This window comes from Parvularculales bacterium, from assembly GCA_036881865.1.
Classification (GTDB): Bacteria; Pseudomonadota; Alphaproteobacteria; order JAPOUT01; family JBAJNM01; genus JBAJNM01.
Genome location: JBAJNM010000008.1, coordinates 12,305 through 28,876, shown reverse-complemented (window position 1 = coordinate 28,876; position 16,572 = coordinate 12,305). Strand labels below are relative to the sequence as shown.

Sequence of the window (16,572 nt, the reverse complement as noted above, 5' to 3'; positions counted from 1 at the left end):
GGCTTCATGCTGACATAGCCATACAATTTGGGTTATAATATTGGCAGTCATGAACAATAAGCAGGAAACACCCATGAGTCCCACTAAAATCAGGCGTAGAGTAATAGAGCAAGGCAGACTGTGGCTTATGTTGAGCGCAACCTTTCTGGTTTTTGGGTTTATGATTTCTCCCGTTGCGGCCGAACCTGAGTTGGTCAATACGTTTCAGGACTGGAAAGTCTATGTTGATGGTGAGGCAGGCAACAAGATCTGCTATGCTCTTTCCGAGCCTATTGATATGCGGCCTGCACGAGTGAACCGGGGTGAGGTGGCTTTGATGGTTGCCAATCGTCCGGCAGAAGGCGTACGCAATGAGGTGAGTGTTCGGGCGGGTTATATCTACAAGAAAACCAGTCGTCCTTATGCCAGCGTTGGAAATAAATCTTATCAGCTTTTCACAGGCGTTAGAGATGGCGGAGAGCGGGCTCATTGGGCGTGGGTGCAAGATTTGAAAGTTGAAAAAAATCTTATCACTGCCATGAAGAAAGGCAGCAGTTTGACCGTAAAGGGTACATCGAGCCGGGGAACTCTAACTACAGATCGTTATTCTCTTTCCGGTATATCACGGGCTATTGCTGCGATTGATGATGCCTGTCGCTGATTTGGTTACTTCTTTGACGGTTCAACCGGAAGGGGAGAATCTTACGGGTTTAACGCGGGAGCAATTGGCCACAGCCCTTGAGGCTACGACCATAGCGCCCCGCAGCCGCTCTATGCGCCGTGATCAAATATGGAATGGGCTTTATATTAGGGGCTGGCGGTCTATTGATGACATTACCACCCTCTCCAAGGGGTTGCGGGCTGAACTGGTAGAGCAGTTTGTCATTGAGCGTCCGGAGATTGTTCATGAGCAGCGATCGGAAGATGGCACTATAAAATGGTTGTTGCGCGTCAATGATGGCCGGGAGATTGAGACGGTTTATATCCCCGAAGAGACGCGGGGGACGTTGTGTTTATCTAGTCAGGTAGGTTGCACTCTTACTTGTCGCTTTTGTCATACGGGTACGCAAAAGCTGGTGCGCAATCTAACGGTAGCGGAGATCGTAGGACAGATTTTGGTTGCCCGTGATGTTTTGGGAGAATGGCCCAGACCAACAGACAATCGGAAAATATCTAACATTGTTATGATGGGCATGGGGGAGCCCCTTTATAATGCGGAAAATGTAAGAGATGCGCTCCGGATTGCCGCCGATGGTGATGGTCTGGCTATATCTCGTCGGCGTATTACGCTTTCTACGGCGGGGGTGGTGCCGGTGATACCGTGGATTGGGCGGGAAGCCGAGGTTATGTTGGCTATTTCCCTCCATGCGGTGCGAGATGATTTGCGTGACGAACTGGTACCCTTAAACCGAAAATATCCGATTGCTGATGTTCTGGAGGCCTGTCGGGCGTATCCGGGCCTTTCCAATGCACGGCGGATTACGTTTGAATATGTCATGTTGCAGGATGTCAACGACAGCGTTGCGGATGCACGGGAGTTGGTGCGGTTGCTGAAAGGTATACCGGCAAAAATTAATCTCATACCGTTTAACCCATGGCCCGGTGCGCCGTATGAGTGCTCGTCGAAAACGCGTATTAAAAACTTTGCTGATGTGATTAGCAGAGCGGGGTATGCCAGCCCTGTGCGGACCCCGCGCGGACGCGATATTATGGCCGCTTGCGGTCAACTGAAAAGCGCGAGCCTGAAACTCGGCGCTCGTCGGAGACGTCTTGAGGCCGTCCGGGAGGTGTCGGCCGCCTCTTAAGACCTAAAAGAGGTGCAAACGCTCCCTTAATTGTTTGTCTTCAAAAGAAACCCGTCCCCATCGCGCTCAATAGTGCCCGCCGTGGGATAGGGAAAGTGTGTGCCAATCATAAGAGCGGATTTACCCGCATAATTCTCAAACACCCGACGTCTTGTAATCACCGCCGCATCAGGGTCCGTATCTGCAATACTGGACCAGTGCACGCGAGCCAGTTGGCAGGGGTGGTGAATGAAATCTCCGGTAATTATGGCTTCTTCACCTTTTGAGCGGATCACCACGCTTACATGACCGGGTGTGTGACCATGGGTTGGGATGAGGCATACCTCTTTGCAGATTTTATGGTCCGGTGCGACTAAATCTACAAGACCGGCTTCAAAAACCGGTTGTACGGAATCGGCAAACACCTGACGGCTTCCGTCATCTTCTTCCTGATCGCGCCAGTGGGTGAATTCGGAGTCCGCCATGAGATAACGCGCATTGGGGAAAGTAGGTACCCATTGGCCCTCCACCAGACGCGTATTCCAGCCTACATGGTCAACATGAAGATGGGTGCAAAGCACAATATCAATGGACTCCGGTGGAAATCCGGCAGCGTGCATATCATCCATAAAACCAGTCTGCAAATTACTCCAGTTCAATATGCGGTCTTTCTTGTCGTTACCAATGCAGGTATCCACCATGATGCGCTTGGAGGGCGTTTCAACCACAAGACCGTGAATGCTCATCAGTAAATGACCCTCATCATCAACAAAATGGGGATGAAGCCATGAAATAGGCTTAAGAGCTTCCGGTGTGGCATCCGGTAGCAGGGCATCCAGTCCGCCTGCTTTTATCTCCATCTCCACAATTTTGGTAATGGTTACATCACCAATGGTCCAACGTAAAAAATCCATGACTGCTAAGCCGCCTGTTTTAGATAGTTAGCATTGAGCATCTCGGCAATCTGTATAGCATTAAGAGCCGCTCCCTTGCGCAGATTGTCGGATACCACCCACAAGTTCAATCCATTCTCAATGGTCGGGTCAAGACGAATACGTGAAATGAACGTGGCATATTCACCAATACACTCAACAGGGGTGACATATCCCCCATCCTCCTGCTTGTCTACCACCAGACAACCTGGAGCCTCCCGCAAAATCTCACGGGCCTCATCGGGGTCAAGAGGTTCGGCAAACTCGATGTTGACAGCCTCCGAATGACCCACAAATACGGGAACCCGCACACAGGTAGCCGTTAGGCGAATACCGGGATCTAGTATTTTTTCCACCTCGGCCATCATTTTCCATTCCTCCATGGTGACACCGTCATCGGTAAAGTCACCGCAGTGGGGGATGACATTAAACGCTATCTGCTTGGTGAACTCTTTGGATTCCGGCGGGTCATTAACGAAAATCCCGCGCGTCTGGGAGAACAATTCATCCATTGCAGCCCGTCCGCTGCCGGAAACCGATTGATACGTTGCGACCACTACACGGCGAATACAGGCACGGTCATGCAGAGGCTTAAGGGCTACCACCAACTGGGCCGTAGAGCAGTTAGGGTTGGCGATAATATTTTTGTTGGCATAGCCTGCCAGAGCCTCTCCGTTGACTTCCGGAACCACAAGAGGCACATCGGGGTCTGTGCGAAAGCAGGATGAATTATCAATCACCACAGCACCGGCATCGGCAACCTTTGGTCCCCATTCTTTGGCTACGGCGGAACCGGCAGAGAACAGGGCTATGTCTGTTTCGGAAAAATCATAATTTTCAAGAGCCCTAACTTTGAGGGTGTGGTCTTCGCCGAAAGAGACCTCCCGTCCTTGAGAACGGCGCGAGGCAAGAGCTACCACTTCCGCTGGAAAGTTACGTTCAGACAGAATGTTCAGCATTTCATGGCCGACATTTCCTGTAGCACCGACAACAGCAACTTTAAGGGTCATGAGGATCTCTCGCTTGGTAAATATTTCCGCAACTCTAGGCGTTTCACTCTCTTTTCACAAGTTTATTCAGGGGTTGGTAGTGTTGATAGTCATACCCTGTCTTAAGAGGGCTTGTTGCCCGGTAGTTTTTTGCGCATAATCTCGGGCGGGGCCTTTGTAATAGACGGTTGTCATAGGCGGTCCATAGCCAAAAAAGTAGAGAGGGAATAAAGATGGGACTTTTGCAGCGGATACGTGCGGATGCGGCTTTTCTTTACGGCACAGTCAGGGTGTTACGGCGCGTGAGAAAGGCGGCGACGGAAGAGGGGGATCGCACCATTGTAGATATCGTTGAAGAGTTTGCCCGCAAGACACCGGATAGTCCGGCTATTATTTTTGATAATCGCACGTGGACATACGGCGAATTTAATGCCGCTGCTAATCAATATGCACGTTGGGCACAGTCGCAAGGTATTGGCCGGGGCGATGTGGTAGCCCTCATGATGGAAAATCGCCCGGAATATCTCATAGCGTGGCTTGGTATTATTAAGGTGGGAGGTATAGCAGCATTGATTAACACGAATTTGTCGTCACAGCAGTTGGCCTATTCTTTAGGCATCTCCGGTGCGCGTTATATCGTGTTAGGGGCGGAGTTGGCAGAAAATTATGCAACGGCGGTTGATCAACTTGACTCACCCATCGAGGTGTGGGCTACCGGCGGCAAGGTGCAGGGGTCTCACGATCTTGATGAGGCTTTGGAGAGCATGTCCGGTGCGCCTCTTGGTCCGGAGGTTCGCGCCGCTGTAACTATGGATGATAAATGCCTCTACATATACACCAGCGGCACGACAGGTAACCCTAAAGCGGCCAATATCACTCACCGTCGGATTAAAAATATGATGATAGGGTTTGCTGCCCTGACCAACGCCAAAGCAAAAGACAGGATGATGATTGTGTTGCCCCTGTATCATTCGGCGGGAGGCGTGTGTGCCGTGGGGATAGCATTTATGGCGGGTGGATCTGTGATTATTCGGCAGCGTTTTTCGGTCTCGTCATTTTGGGAGGATGCGGTGCGCTTTGAGGCCACATTGTTTCAATATATTGGTGAATTATGCCGTTATTTACTCAACGGGCCGCAGAATTTCAATGAAAACCTGCATCAAATCCGTCTTGCGGTGGGTAATGGTTTGCGGCCTGATATCTGGGAGGATTTTAAGAAGCGGTTTAGGATACCTAAAGTTGTTGAGTTTTACGGCGCAACCGAGGGCAATGTAGCGCTATTTAATCAGGATGGTTCACCTGGGGCGGTGGGTCGGATTCCGCGTTGGGCGAGCAAGGCTTCTAATGTAGACATTGTTCGTTTTGATATTGAGACTGAGACGCCTGTTCGCGGTGTGGACGGATTCTGCATACGGTGCGAACCTAATGAGGTAGGAGAGATGATCGGTCAGATTGACAAAGATCCGGATGACCCCACCACTCGCTTTGAGGGATACGCCGATAGTGAAGCGACGGAGCGCAAGATTTTACGCAACGTCTTTCAAGAGGGCGATATGTGGTTTCGCACCGGCGATTTGTTGCAGCAGGATGAGCGGGGTTATTTTTATTTTGTTGATCGCATTGGAGATACTTTCCGTTGGAAAGGTGAGAATGTGGCCACTTCTGAAGTAGCGGAAGTCTTATCAGTGTTCCCCGGTGTGCAGGAGGCTAATGTCTACGGTGTTGAAGTGCCGGGTGCTGATGGGCGTGCCGGTATGGTCTCTCTTGTTGTGGAGAGTAATCCGGATTTTACTGCTTTGCAGGACCATCTTAACCGTGAGTTGGCCTCTTACGCGCGCCCTGTTTTCTTGAGGCTACAAAAACAGATAGGCGTTACCGGTACGTTTAAGCATCGCAAGGTAGATTTGGTAGCCGAGGGGTATGATCCGGAAAATATCAGCGACCCGCTTTATTTTAGGGATCCCGAAACAGACAAGTTCATACCCCTGGATACCGCACTTCACGGCCGCATCACCCGGGGTGATATCCGGCTTTAGTTTTTAGCAGCACCATCTATTCGGCGGCGTCGGACTTTTTGTCGCCCGCCATGGCCGCTCGCGCTGCCAGAATATCGGGATTGATATCGCCTTCGCCTTTTTCCTGAATGTGCTTCTCAATCTGCGCCCCGATGGCCGTCATGGCGGCCCCTGTGAAGGTGTCGTGATTTTCTCCTGCCCAGTTGTAACTGGCTTGCCGGGTGTCATTTTGCGACTGGAAGGCCGGCATGACATAACGTGCAATGAGTTCGTAGGAGCGTTTGGTGGCCTCAAAGTCCGCCCAATTATGGCTCATCTGGAGAAAACACCCAAAGCCGCCGGATGCTTCTTCCAACCGCTTAAGCTGGGCTATGCAATCATCCGGCGTACCAATCACTGCTAGGCCCGACTCAATCAGAGCATCTATCGGGTCGTCACCATCGGTGGGAGCCAGAGGCAGGGCTGCCACATCGCGGAAGTAGGCCAACCATTTTTCCAGACCAAAACGCACATTTTTTCGTGCCTGTTCGTTGCTTTCCGCAATATGCACGGGCCCCACAAGACGCCATGCGTTACGATCCATGGCCGCGGCATTTTCTTTTGCCATGTCTTCGGCGATGTTCCAGTTAGAGGCCAACGCGTTAAAGCCGCCTGCGGTGGTAGCGCCGATTGACAAAAGCCCAAGACCAAAATGGCCGGCTGCCCGCGCACCGGAGGGAGAAACCATGCTGGCAACTGCTATTTCTATATGCGGACGGCTGTAGGGCGTCATCTGAAGACGGGCTTCCTTGAGTTCAAACCAGTCGGTTTTTGCGGTGACCGTCTCGCCCCGCAAGAGAGGCACCAGAACCCGAATGGCTTCATCCATCATGTCGCGCTGTTTTTGTACGTCTATACCCATCATAAAGGCATCTGATGGCAGAGCGCCGGGCCCGACGCCAAACATGGTGCGTCCGCGTGTCATGTGGTCGAGTTGGTTAATGCGGTCCGCCAGTATGAGGGGATGGTGATAGGGCAATGAAGAAACACCCGTGCCAAGGCGAATATGACGTGTGCGCTCGGCCCCCGCTGCGATAAACACTTCCGGCGAGGCAATGGTCTCAAAACCGGCGGAATGATGTTCGCCAATCCACGCTTCGTCGTAGCCTAGCGTATCCATCCACTCAACCAGCTGCATATCGCGTTCCATGGCGAGAGTTGGGTTTTCATCAAGAGCATGGAAGGGTGCGATAAAAGCGCCAAAGCGTAGTTTGTTCCGGTAAGCGGTCATGGTTGTGTCCTTGTCTTGTGGCGTACAGGTCTGATTGGAGATCATAAACTTTGGGTGTAGCGAGATCAAATGTCGTGCGGGAATTTGTTTCTGGCCGGTTATTATTATGGCAGTGCTTTATGTAATAATTCAGACAATGCGCGAAAAAGTGCGCTTTACGTCGCGGGAGTCTTTACAATCACAGTCCATGCTTGTCAGACGCTTCAATCTGGGTAAACTTAAAGCCAAAGAGGTAAGCTAAAGAGGAGAGGGCTTCATGATTGACTTTGACCGAGTGCATTCCGTAGCAGATATTTTTCGCGTGCAGGCGGATAAAAACCCCGATGCTATTGCTCAGATTTTTGAGGGGCAGGAGACGACCTACAAAGAACTCTATGATTATGGGTGTCGGGTTGCTCAGGGAATGATAGCCGAGGGGTGCAAGCCGGATACCCGTGTCGGGTTCATGGGCAAGAATTCGGACTCTTACTTTGAGGTATTGGCGGGGTCTGCTCTTTCTAATACGGTCATTGTCGGGGTGAACTGGCGTTTGGCCCCAAAGGAAGTGGCCTATGTGCTCAAGGATGCCAAAGCGGAAATCTTGTTTGTCGGCGCTGAGTATTATGAATTGATCGAGGGAATAAAGGGCGGCTGCCCTGATTTGCGGACGATTATCGCCATGGATGGTGGTCACGCCGCCTGGCCTTCTTATAAGGAGTGGCGCGATAGTCATGAGGCAAAGGCTCCTGACTTATCTCAGGCACCGGAAAATGACGTTATCCAACTCTACACGAGTGGTACGACAGGGTATCCTAAGGGCGTCCAGCTGACCAATCATAACTACGTAGAGGTACTCAAGCAGGCGGTGGCCGCCGGATGGGGTGATTGGGAAGTAGACGAAGGCAACCTTGTTTGTATGCCGATTTTTCATGTGGCGGGCGTTAACGTAGGTGTTATAGGTTTCGCTCATGGGTGCAAGAACGTTGTGATGAAAGAGGTAGATCCTGCTGAAATTATACGCCTTGTGGAAACATACAAAATTGGCATTTTGTTTATGGTCCCTGCAGTGATTTTGTTTGTGACGATGCTTCCGGATATTGACAAGGCTGATCTATCCAGTGTGCGGGTGGTGATTTATGGTGCCTCTCCTATTGCCGAAGATCTGTTGCTTAAGGCCCAGGAAATTTTCAAATGTGATTTTATTCAGGTTTACGGGTTAACCGAAACCACTGGTGGGGCTACTTTTTTGCCGCCGGAAGATCATGATCCGGCCCGGGGTAAGTTGCGCTCTTGTGGCAAGGTTAGCCCGGGGATTGAGATACGCACGGTGGATGAAGATGGCAAGACTACAGGGGTCGATGAAGTCGGCGAGATTGTTTTGCGGGCGAAATGTGTCATGAAAGGCTATTGGAATCGTCCCGATGCTACCAAAGACGCTATTCGCGATGGCTGGTTTTATACTGGCGATGCGGGATATTTTGACGATGATGGATATCTCTATATTCATGATCGGGTCAAAGATATGATTGTTTCTGGCGGTGAGAATATATATCCCGCAGAGGTGGAGAATGCTCTGTTTTCTCATCCTTCTATTGCTGATGTTGCGGTTGTTGGTGTGCCGGATGAAAAGTGGGGCGAGGCGGTTAAGGCATTTGTTGTTCTTAAGCCGGAAGAGTCTGCAACGGAGGCGGATATTATTGAGTTCGCTCGGACTCATATTGCCGGATATAAAATCCCGAAGAGTATTGATTTCGTAGAGATGCTGCCTCGCAATCCAACCGGTAAGGTCTTGCGTCGGGAGTTGCGTGCACCTTATTGGGAAGGGCATGACCGTCAGGTCAGTTGAGCACATCGGGGCAAACACTCACACGTTCATGGAGGCATTAACATCTCGTGATGTGTTGAACTTCTGGGTTGGGGCGGGTCCGGAACGCTGGTTTTCTCCTGATGAGACGTTTGATGCGCAGGTGAAAGACAAATTCGCCTCTTTGTATGAGCAGGCAAAGGCCAGATATCTGAATGCATGGGAAGAGAATGTGGAAGGTGCCTTGGCGCTGGTGATTACCCTTGATCAGTTTCCGCGTAACATGTTTCGCGACACACCGCAGGCCTATGAAAGTGATGCTTTAGCGCTTGGTGTTGCGGAGCGTGCGATTGAGCGGCACTTTGATTTTGAGGTACCGGATGTGATGCGCAGGTGGTTTTATATGCCGTTTATGCATGCTGAAGATATTGAGATTCAGGAGCGTTGTGTTGGTTATTGTGAGCAGCGTTTGGATAGCGGGGAAACGTTAGAGTATGCGAAGGGTCATTGTGATATTATTCGAAAGTTTGGACGTTTTCCTCATCGCAACATGATATTGGGGCGGACATCAACAAAAGGCGAGGTTGAGTTTCTGGAAATGGGTGGATTTAGTGGCCGGTAGTGCAGGGGTAATGAAGCGATGATGAAATCTCTTGATGAGCAGATGCGTGCTCTCTTGGACGGGCTGGCACGTGACGTAGAGCCTGTACCAGAGGATGTAACGCCGGAAATAGCCAGACACTTATACAGAGAGAGGTTAAAGCATTTTGCCGCTGATGATGTAGCCATCGGGCGGGTTGAAGAGCTTGAGATAGAAGGCCCGGCGGGTGTTATTCCGGCACGGCTTTATGTCCCTGTTGCGGCGGGGGCACGGTCTTCGGCAGTTGTTTATTATCATGGGGGCGGGTGGAGTTTGGGTAGTCTTGACACTCATGACCGGATTTACCGGACACTGGCAAATGACAGCGGGAGCCGGGTGATAGGGGTCGGTTACCGCCGCGCACCGGAGCATTCCTTTCCGGCGGCGGTAGATGATGCCTATGCTGCAGCCGTTTGGGTAGAAGACAATGCGAGCACTCTGGATATTGATCCGGGCCGTATTGCGGTTGCGGGGGATTCTTCGGGAGGTAATTTGGCGGCTGTTGTAGCGCGTCGTGTGCGTGATATGGGTGGGCCTCGGTTAGCGTTTCAGTTGTTGTTTTATCCTTCTACGGATGTAGTTAATCGACGCGCGTCTTATGAAACATTTTCGGAGGGTTTTTATCTGGACTCTCAGACTATGGAGTGGTTCGTATCACAATATCTGCCTGACGAGAAAGATAGGTCTGATCCGGCAGCGTCTCCTTTGTTAGCGGAGGACCTTAGCAATTTACCGCCTGCCTGTATTGTTACGGCGAGCCATGATATGTTGCTGGATGAAGGTAAGGCCTATGCGGATGCTCTAAAGGAGGCTGGTGTTACTGTTGAATATCGGGTGTGTGAGGGCCTTGTTCATGGGTTTTTATTTTTTCAGGGCGCTGTTGCGGCGGCTCGCGAGGGCGCTCGTGATGCGGCGTTGGTTTTGACGGATGCTTTACGATAGGGTGGAGAGCAACAGAGTAGAATAGAGTAGAGATAATAATAGGGCAGACAGGAGAAATATTATGACGGCAATCAAGGTTGGTTCACTTACTCTGGAGTATGAGACGTTTGGTAACAAGGCGGACCCTGCGATCCTTCTTGTTATGGGGTTGGGGGCGCAAATGATTGCGTGGCGCGAACCTTTTTGTCAGATGCTGGCGGATAAAGGTTTTTTTGTCATTCGTTTTGATAATCGTGACGTTGGCATGTCGTCGCGGATGGATGATTTTCCCGTGCCGGACATGATGGAGATGGTGACGAAGAGTCAGGCGGGTGAACATGTAACGAGTGATTATTCTTTATCTGATATGGCGGCAGATGCGGCGGGGTTGTTGACGGCTCTGGGCATTGATAAGGCTCATGTTGTGGGGGCGTCTATGGGGGGTATGATTGCCCAGCTGGTGGCGGTTGAGCATGGCGGTAAGGTTTTGTCTTTGACGTCTATCATGTCCACGACAGGCAATTCGGATTTACCGCCCGGCACGCCGGAGGCAATGGGTGCGTTGATGGCTCCGGCCATTAATCCGGAGGAGGACTATGAGGGTGCGGTTGCGCGGGGTATTGATACGTTGCGGGCAATTGGCTCTCCGGGGTTTGACGTGCTGGAGACAGACTTGCGTGATTTGGTTGAGACGGCTTTCAGGCGCGGATTTTATCCTCAGGGCATGGTGAGGCAGATGGCGGCAATTTTGGCCGATGGTGACCGCAGAAAACGGTTGAAGTCTGTCAGTGCGCCGACTCTGGTTATTCACGGGGTTGACGATCCGCTGGTGAAGGTTGAGGGCGGCCGGGATACGGCGGCAGTTATTGGCCATGCCGAAATTTTAGAGATTGACGGCATGGGTCATAATTTACCCCCTCAACTGAATGAGCAGATTACCGGTGCGATTGCTGACCATGCTGCGCGGGCCATGGCTGTTTAGGCCTGATGGTTGCCGCTTCTCCGGTCATACAGGTTCCGGTGGGGCCGGGAGAGTTACTGGATAAAATAACCATTCTTGAAATTAAGGCGGTACGCATAAAGGGAGCGGCGTAGACTCATATTGCTCATGAGTTGGCCTTGTTGGAGGGCGTACGTAGGGATGCTGTTATCTCTTCGTCGCAGTTAGATGATTTGGTTGCAGCATTACGCTCGGTCAATGAGGCGTTGTGGGATATTGAGGATGATATTCGTGACCACGAAGCGCGGTGTGATTTTGGTGAGAGTTTTATAAAACTGGCACGCAGCGTTTATCATCACAATGATAAGCGGACGGCCTTGAAGAAAGAAATAAACCAACTGCTTAATTCAGACATTGTGGAGGAGAAATCCTACTGGGATTATAGTAAGTAGGAAGCTGGGGGTCGCAGGCTGGAGGTCAGGGGCCCTGTCTAAACCGTTAGAGGCGGTATCGTGACTCATGATTTTGATATAGCCGTTGTAGGTGGTGGCATTAACGGGGCGGCTGTGGCGCGCGATGCGGCGGGTCGTGGTTTGCGGGTTTTTTTAGCTGAGCGGGATGATTATGCGGCGGCAACGTCCTCGACGTCTTCAAAATTGATACATGGCGGTTTGCGGTATCTGGAGCAATTTAATGTGCGTCTGGTTCGGGAATCTTTGCGGGAGCGGCAGATTTTGCTGGCAAACGCGCCTCATCTGGTATGGCCTTTGCGGTTTTTGATGCCTCTTTATGCGGATTCGCCGCGTCCGGCGTGGATGGTGCGTCTTGGTTTGGGCTTGTATGACGGCTTGTCTTTTGGTGATGGTCTGGAGGCCTCCGGTGCTTTGGGGTCTGATGAGGTTGCAGGTTTACCTTATTTAAGGCGTTCCGGTTTGGGACGGGTTTTGCATTATGCGGACTGTTGGGGAAACGATGCGCGTCTGGTCGTAGAGTTGCTTATGGATGCCCGGGCGCATGGTGCCGATGTTGGTAATTATAGAGATGTTAATAGTGTGCGTCCGGTACCTGATGGTTGGCGGGTGGCGTATACGTATGCTTCAGGCAGGCAGGAGATAACCGCCCGTTTTGTTGTGAATGCGGCGGGGCCGTGGGTGAACGATATTCTGGAGCGTGTTCGGGGCGTTCCGGCAAAGCGGTCTGTTCGTTTGGTTCGTGGTAGCCATATTGTTGTTGAGATGCCTTTTGATGAGGGGGCTTTAGGGCTAGTGGATAGGGTGGCGTGGACGTTACAGGGTTCTGACCGGCGGGTGATTTTTATGTTGCCCTGGTTGGGGGGCAGGTTTTTGATTATTGGCACGACGGAAATTGTTGAGGAGGGTGACCCGGCGGAGGCGTATTGTTCTGAGGAGGAGCGGGATTATCTTTTGGGAATGAGTAATTATTTTTTTCGGTGGCCTCATGGCGATATGGGGGCGGGAGATATCGTGTCATCGTGGTCGGGGGTGAGACCTTTGCTGGACGACGGGCGGGCGGAGGTGCGCACGGTTAGTCGGGATTATCGTTTTGAGGTTGAGCGGAACGGGCGTGGTGGGCTGGTTTCTGTTTATGGGGGCAAACTGACGACTCATCGGGCGTTGGCGGAGAAGCTGATGAAAGTCTTGGGCCGTATGGGTCTGGAGGTTGGCGAGTCATGGACGGCACGGGGCGTGTTTCCGGGTGGGGAGTTGGCGCGTGTGGCGTTGGAGGAAGAGGCTGCTTGTGTGCCTGAGGGGGTTGCCTCCGGGGTATGGCGGCGTTGGTGTTTTACGTATGGGTCGCGGGCGCGTGCTGTCTTGGGTGCGGGACCGTTAGGAGAAATTGCTGAGGGTGTTCCGGAGGCGGAGTTGTGTTATGCGTGGGCGCAGGAGGGTGTGAAGAGGGCGGATGATTTTCTCAACCGCCGCACGCGTATGGCGTTGACGCTGAGTGATACCGGCAGGGGTGCGGTAGAGGCGTGGTTTGGGGATACGTCTGCCGCAGATAAAAACGTCGTCAGATAACCCATAAGAAGCCTTATAATTTTTTCGTGCTAGAATGTGCAAAAAGTTAAGGAGCATTGAGAGTGGCAAAAGACAGTCAACATCTTGACGTGGTTGTTATCGGAGCGGGCGTGGCCGGTATCTACCAGATCAAACGACTGGTGGATATGGGCGTAAAAGCCCTCGTGCTGGAAGCCGACAAAGATTTAGGCGGTACATGGTACCGCAACCGCTACCCGGGAGCACGTTTTGACTCCGAAAGCTATACCTACGGCTATTCTTTCTCAAAAGAAGTGCTGAATGAATGGCACTGGAAAGAATTATTCTCCTCCCAGCCAGAAAATCTGAAGTACCTCAACTTTGTAACCGATAAGTTTGATCTGCGCCGCCACATGCGCTTTAACGCTCCCGTCAAAACAATGGCATGGGACGATGATACCCGCCTCTGGACTCTGACACTGGAGGAAGGCGATACTGTTACGACCCGCTTTGTCATCACCAGCATCGGTGTTCTTTCTATTCCCGTCCTCCCTCAATTTGAGGGCATGGATACCTTTGAGGGCGAGGCTTTTCATAGCTATTGGTGGCCCCATGAAACAACACCTCTGGGGGGTCGGCAGGTGGGCATTGTCGGAACCGGCGCGACAGGCATTCAGATTATCGCCGATATTGCCGGTAAGGTGGGCAGTCTTACCGTCTTTCAACGCCGCCCCAACTGGAGTGTCCCTCTCAATAATGCTCCCATCACCGATGCGGACATGGAAAAAATCCGCCAACGCTTTGACGAGATATTCGCAAATTGCAATCAATCTATGGGCGGCTTTGAACATCTGCCCGACCGGCGGGGATATTGGGACCTCACGGAAGAAGAGCGCCACGCCACATGGGATAAACTCTACGAAACACCCGGGTTCGCCCTGCTACTGGCAAACTTTCCCGAAACATATCTGGATAAACAGGCCAACAAAGATTTAGGAGACTATGTCGCCGACCGCATCCGCCAACGCGTCAAAGACCCTCAGGTTGCAGAAAAGCTCATCCCCAGAGATCACGGCTTCGGAATGCAGCGTTTACCTCTTGAGACCAATTATTTTGAAGCCTACAACCGCGACAATGTGCATCTTGTAGATTTAAGTGAAACGCCTATAGAGCGCGTAACTGCCAAAGGAATTGAGACGTCTGCTTCTCATTATGATTTGGATCTTATCATTTACGCCACCGGATTTGATGCCATCACCGGCGCGTTTGATCGCATAACGATTACCGGCGCAAACGGAGAAACTCTGGGTGAAAAATGGCGCGATAACCCCCGCACTTATATTGGAGTGATGACCCACGGCTTTCCCAACATGTTGATGGTTGCCGGTCCGCAAAGCGTGTCGGGCTCCACGAATTATCCCCGCGCCATTGAAGTAGGCGTTGATTGGATAACCAACCTGCTCACTCATGTGTTTGATAAAGGATACACTTATATTGAGGCTCGGAAGCAGGCCGAAGATCAATGGGTAAGACACGTCATAGCTGCCCAGAAAAGAATGCCCTTCGGCAAAAGCAAAGGCTGGTTCACTGGCTATAACACCAACATAGAAGGCCGTGAAGAGGGAAAAGTTCGCTACCACGCCTATTGGGGCGGCGCTCCCCGGTACAGAGAGTTTCTGGAGGCCGCTGTGGCAGAAGGTTACAGCCACATCACAATGCAATGACAATGCGCCGGAGAGGGCGCTGGTGGTGACCCCGACAGGATTCGAACCTGTGACCTACGGATTAGGAATCCGTCGCTCTATCCTGCTGAGCTACGGGGCCTCGTTAGTGAAATGTATAATAGCGGAGATGGTAAAACAAAACAGGAGCAACTCCGTGGACATCCACCACACTTATTGTTTATGCTGCAATCTTTCCGTAAAAGCTCATGGTGAGCCCTAATGTTGTGGGCCTGCCGGGGTGCGCCCGTCAGGGCTACTCTCGGGATTGCCGGGGCGGAGTCGGAAGCCGGTTACAACATCGCCCGACGGTGATATTGGTATTAACAAAGCTGGGAGATCTAATATGATAGATCCCGTTGAGAGATGTAAGGCAAGGAATTCGACATGAAAACAAAAGCGAGTATCTTTTTGGGGTGTCTGTTATTGTTAGCGGTCTCACACTCCCACCTCTGGGCGCAAGACAATGCGTTGCTGGATATATCATTTTGGAAGACGGCCACGGCGGCCGATGTAGAGACCGCTCTCGGCCGGGGCGCTGATATCAATGGACGCAATAAGAATGGTTTAACGCCCCTTCACGGGGCCGCAGCGGTCAGCCAGACGCCGGCAGTGGTGGAACTGTTGCTGGACCATGGGGCTGATATAGAGGCTCGTGATAAGGTTAATGGGTTAACGCCTCTGCATGTTGCGGGGCGCTTTAGCAAAACACCGGCGGTAGTGGAAGCGTTACTGAACCGTGGGGCCGATGGCGCGGCGCGTGATTCAGCGGGGTACACACCTTTTTATTATGCCAGGATCAATGAGGCTCTCAAAAATACTGAAGTTTTCCAGCGCCTTAAAGAGGCTCAACACCGTTAAAAATAAGGTTGAATCAAGGGATTTCGGGTTGGTTACTAAAGTGTAGAATGACCAAATACTTAAAATAATCAAACAAATAGAAGCTCTATTCTAACTCTGGAGAATCTCTGGATATTTTCATCCTTTTACTGATTTCTCTTGTTGTTGTGACGTGAATCAGCACCGTCCCCTCTGGAGAACTGGGGGTGATAACAACTATATAACCGAATTGTGAAGCGGTTTGATGTTGTGTTATGGATTAAGGTGGTAATATGGAAATCAGCCGGATTTTCCGGTTTAGCTAACTAGGACTAAAGGAGTCTCTAATCATGAAAACATTACTTTCAATTGCTTTTGTAATGGCGTTTACGGCCTCAACGGCCCATGCCACCCACGTTGGAACCGGGTTCAAAAATGAGTTTGAATCCTGGGGCAACACCATTGAAAACTGGTGGGACGACGGCGGACAGCTTAACCGCCTGATTGAAGACCTCGACGAGATTGGCAGTCTGGGTGTTATTACGCCTGCTCATGCCACCCACGTTGGAGCTGGATTCAAAAGTGAGTTTGAATCCTGGGGCAACACCATTGAGAATTGGTGGGACGACGGCGGACAGCTTAACCGCCTGATTGAAGACCTCGAAGAAGTCGAGGGTGCCCGGTAACCCTAAAAGCGGTTATATAATTTGAGAAAAGGCGGCTCTGCGTTAGCAGTGTCGCCTTTTTTTATGTCTTCCGGCATGCCGAAAACAGCCGGTCAC

The 16,572-nt window shown here is 51.5% G+C and carries 15 protein-coding genes and 1 tRNA gene; 12 read left to right on the top strand and 4 right to left on the bottom strand.

Translation table 11 applies throughout. The annotated features are described in order from the left end of the window. Nucleotides 1-73 precede the first annotated feature (73 nt). Nucleotides 74-640: an invasion associated locus B family protein gene (locus V6Z81_03430; protein ID MEG9861539.1), complete on the top strand. Its 567-nt coding sequence runs from the start codon at nucleotides 74-76 to the stop codon at nucleotides 638-640. Beyond that, nucleotides 624-1,784 carry a 23S rRNA (adenine(2503)-C(2))-methyltransferase RlmN gene (gene rlmN, locus V6Z81_03425; protein MEG9861538.1) on the top strand — a complete coding sequence of 387 codons (1,161 nt, stop codon included), beginning with the start codon at nucleotides 624-626 and terminating at the stop codon, nucleotides 1,782-1,784. The genes V6Z81_03430 and rlmN overlap by 17 nt, the downstream gene beginning before the upstream one ends. A gap of 26 nt (nucleotides 1,785-1,810) precedes the next feature. On the opposite strand, the gene V6Z81_03420 is transcribed toward rlmN, so the two are convergent. After that, the gene (locus tag V6Z81_03420) at nucleotides 1,811-2,677 is read right to left on the bottom strand and encodes an MBL fold metallo-hydrolase (protein ID MEG9861537.1); all 867 of its coding nucleotides are present in this window, start codon (nucleotides 2,675-2,677) and stop codon (nucleotides 1,811-1,813) included. A gap of 5 nt (nucleotides 2,678-2,682) precedes the next feature. Next, on the bottom strand, nucleotides 2,683-3,705 hold the full coding sequence (locus tag V6Z81_03415) for an aspartate-semialdehyde dehydrogenase (GenBank protein MEG9861536.1): 1,023 nt from the start codon (nucleotides 3,703-3,705) through the stop codon (nucleotides 2,683-2,685). 212 nt (nucleotides 3,706-3,917) lie between these two features. Between V6Z81_03415 and V6Z81_03410 the strand changes: the two genes are divergently transcribed. Beyond that, nucleotides 3,918-5,720, top strand: a complete 1,803-nt coding sequence (locus V6Z81_03410; protein ID MEG9861535.1) for a long-chain-acyl-CoA synthetase — start codon at nucleotides 3,918-3,920, stop codon at nucleotides 5,718-5,720. 16 nt (nucleotides 5,721-5,736) lie between these two features. Here V6Z81_03410 and V6Z81_03405 read toward each other — a convergent pair whose 3' ends face one another. Continuing rightward, nucleotides 5,737-6,969: an LLM class flavin-dependent oxidoreductase gene (locus tag V6Z81_03405; GenBank protein MEG9861534.1), complete on the bottom strand. Its 1,233-nt coding sequence runs from the start codon at nucleotides 6,967-6,969 to the stop codon at nucleotides 5,737-5,739. A 256-nt stretch (nucleotides 6,970-7,225) separates the two neighbouring features. Here V6Z81_03405 and V6Z81_03400 point away from each other — a divergent pair, with 256 nt between their 5' ends. From V6Z81_03400 to V6Z81_03370, 7 genes are all read left to right on the top strand, one after another. Beyond that, complete coding sequence (locus V6Z81_03400; protein MEG9861533.1) at nucleotides 7,226-8,794, top strand: long-chain-fatty-acid--CoA ligase; 1,569 nt, start codon at nucleotides 7,226-7,228, stop codon at nucleotides 8,792-8,794. Next, complete coding sequence (locus tag V6Z81_03395) at nucleotides 8,775-9,374, top strand: DUF924 family protein (GenBank protein ID MEG9861532.1); 600 nt, start codon at nucleotides 8,775-8,777, stop codon at nucleotides 9,372-9,374. The genes V6Z81_03400 and V6Z81_03395 overlap by 20 nt, the downstream gene beginning before the upstream one ends. An 18-nt stretch (nucleotides 9,375-9,392) precedes the next feature. Further along, the gene (locus tag V6Z81_03390; GenBank protein ID MEG9861531.1) at nucleotides 9,393-10,334 is read left to right on the top strand and encodes an alpha/beta hydrolase; all 942 of its coding nucleotides are present in this window, start codon (nucleotides 9,393-9,395) and stop codon (nucleotides 10,332-10,334) included. 61 nt (nucleotides 10,335-10,395) lie between these two features. Continuing rightward, nucleotides 10,396-11,295: an alpha/beta hydrolase gene (locus tag V6Z81_03385; GenBank protein MEG9861530.1), complete on the top strand. Its 900-nt coding sequence runs from the start codon at nucleotides 10,396-10,398 to the stop codon at nucleotides 11,293-11,295. Nucleotides 11,296-11,432: 137 nt separating this feature from the next. After that, nucleotides 11,433-11,705, top strand: coding sequence for a hypothetical protein (locus V6Z81_03380; GenBank protein MEG9861529.1), 273 nt, complete (start codon nucleotides 11,433-11,435; stop codon nucleotides 11,703-11,705). 60 nt (nucleotides 11,706-11,765) lie between these two features. Next, nucleotides 11,766-13,292 carry a glycerol-3-phosphate dehydrogenase gene (glpD, locus tag V6Z81_03375; GenBank protein MEG9861528.1) on the top strand — a complete coding sequence of 509 codons (1,527 nt, stop codon included), beginning with the start codon at nucleotides 11,766-11,768 and terminating at the stop codon, nucleotides 13,290-13,292. A gap of 62 nt (nucleotides 13,293-13,354) precedes the next feature. Beyond that, nucleotides 13,355-14,974 carry an NAD(P)/FAD-dependent oxidoreductase gene (locus V6Z81_03370; protein MEG9861527.1) on the top strand — a complete coding sequence of 540 codons (1,620 nt, stop codon included), beginning with the start codon at nucleotides 13,355-13,357 and terminating at the stop codon, nucleotides 14,972-14,974. A gap of 23 nt (nucleotides 14,975-14,997) precedes the next feature. Here the strand turns inward: V6Z81_03370 and V6Z81_03365 are convergent. Beyond that, nucleotides 14,998-15,074, bottom strand: a tRNA-Arg gene (locus V6Z81_03365). Nucleotides 15,075-15,358: 284 nt separating this feature from the next. Here V6Z81_03365 and V6Z81_03360 point away from each other — a divergent pair. Both V6Z81_03360 and V6Z81_03355 read left to right on the top strand, forming a co-directional pair. After that, nucleotides 15,359-15,832 (top strand): ankyrin repeat domain-containing protein, encoded by a 474-nt coding sequence (locus V6Z81_03360; protein ID MEG9861526.1) that lies wholly within the window; start codon nucleotides 15,359-15,361, stop codon nucleotides 15,830-15,832. 308 nt (nucleotides 15,833-16,140) lie between these two features. Continuing rightward, complete coding sequence (locus V6Z81_03355; GenBank protein MEG9861525.1) at nucleotides 16,141-16,476, top strand: hypothetical protein; 336 nt, start codon at nucleotides 16,141-16,143, stop codon at nucleotides 16,474-16,476. Nucleotides 16,477-16,572 lie beyond the last annotated feature (96 nt).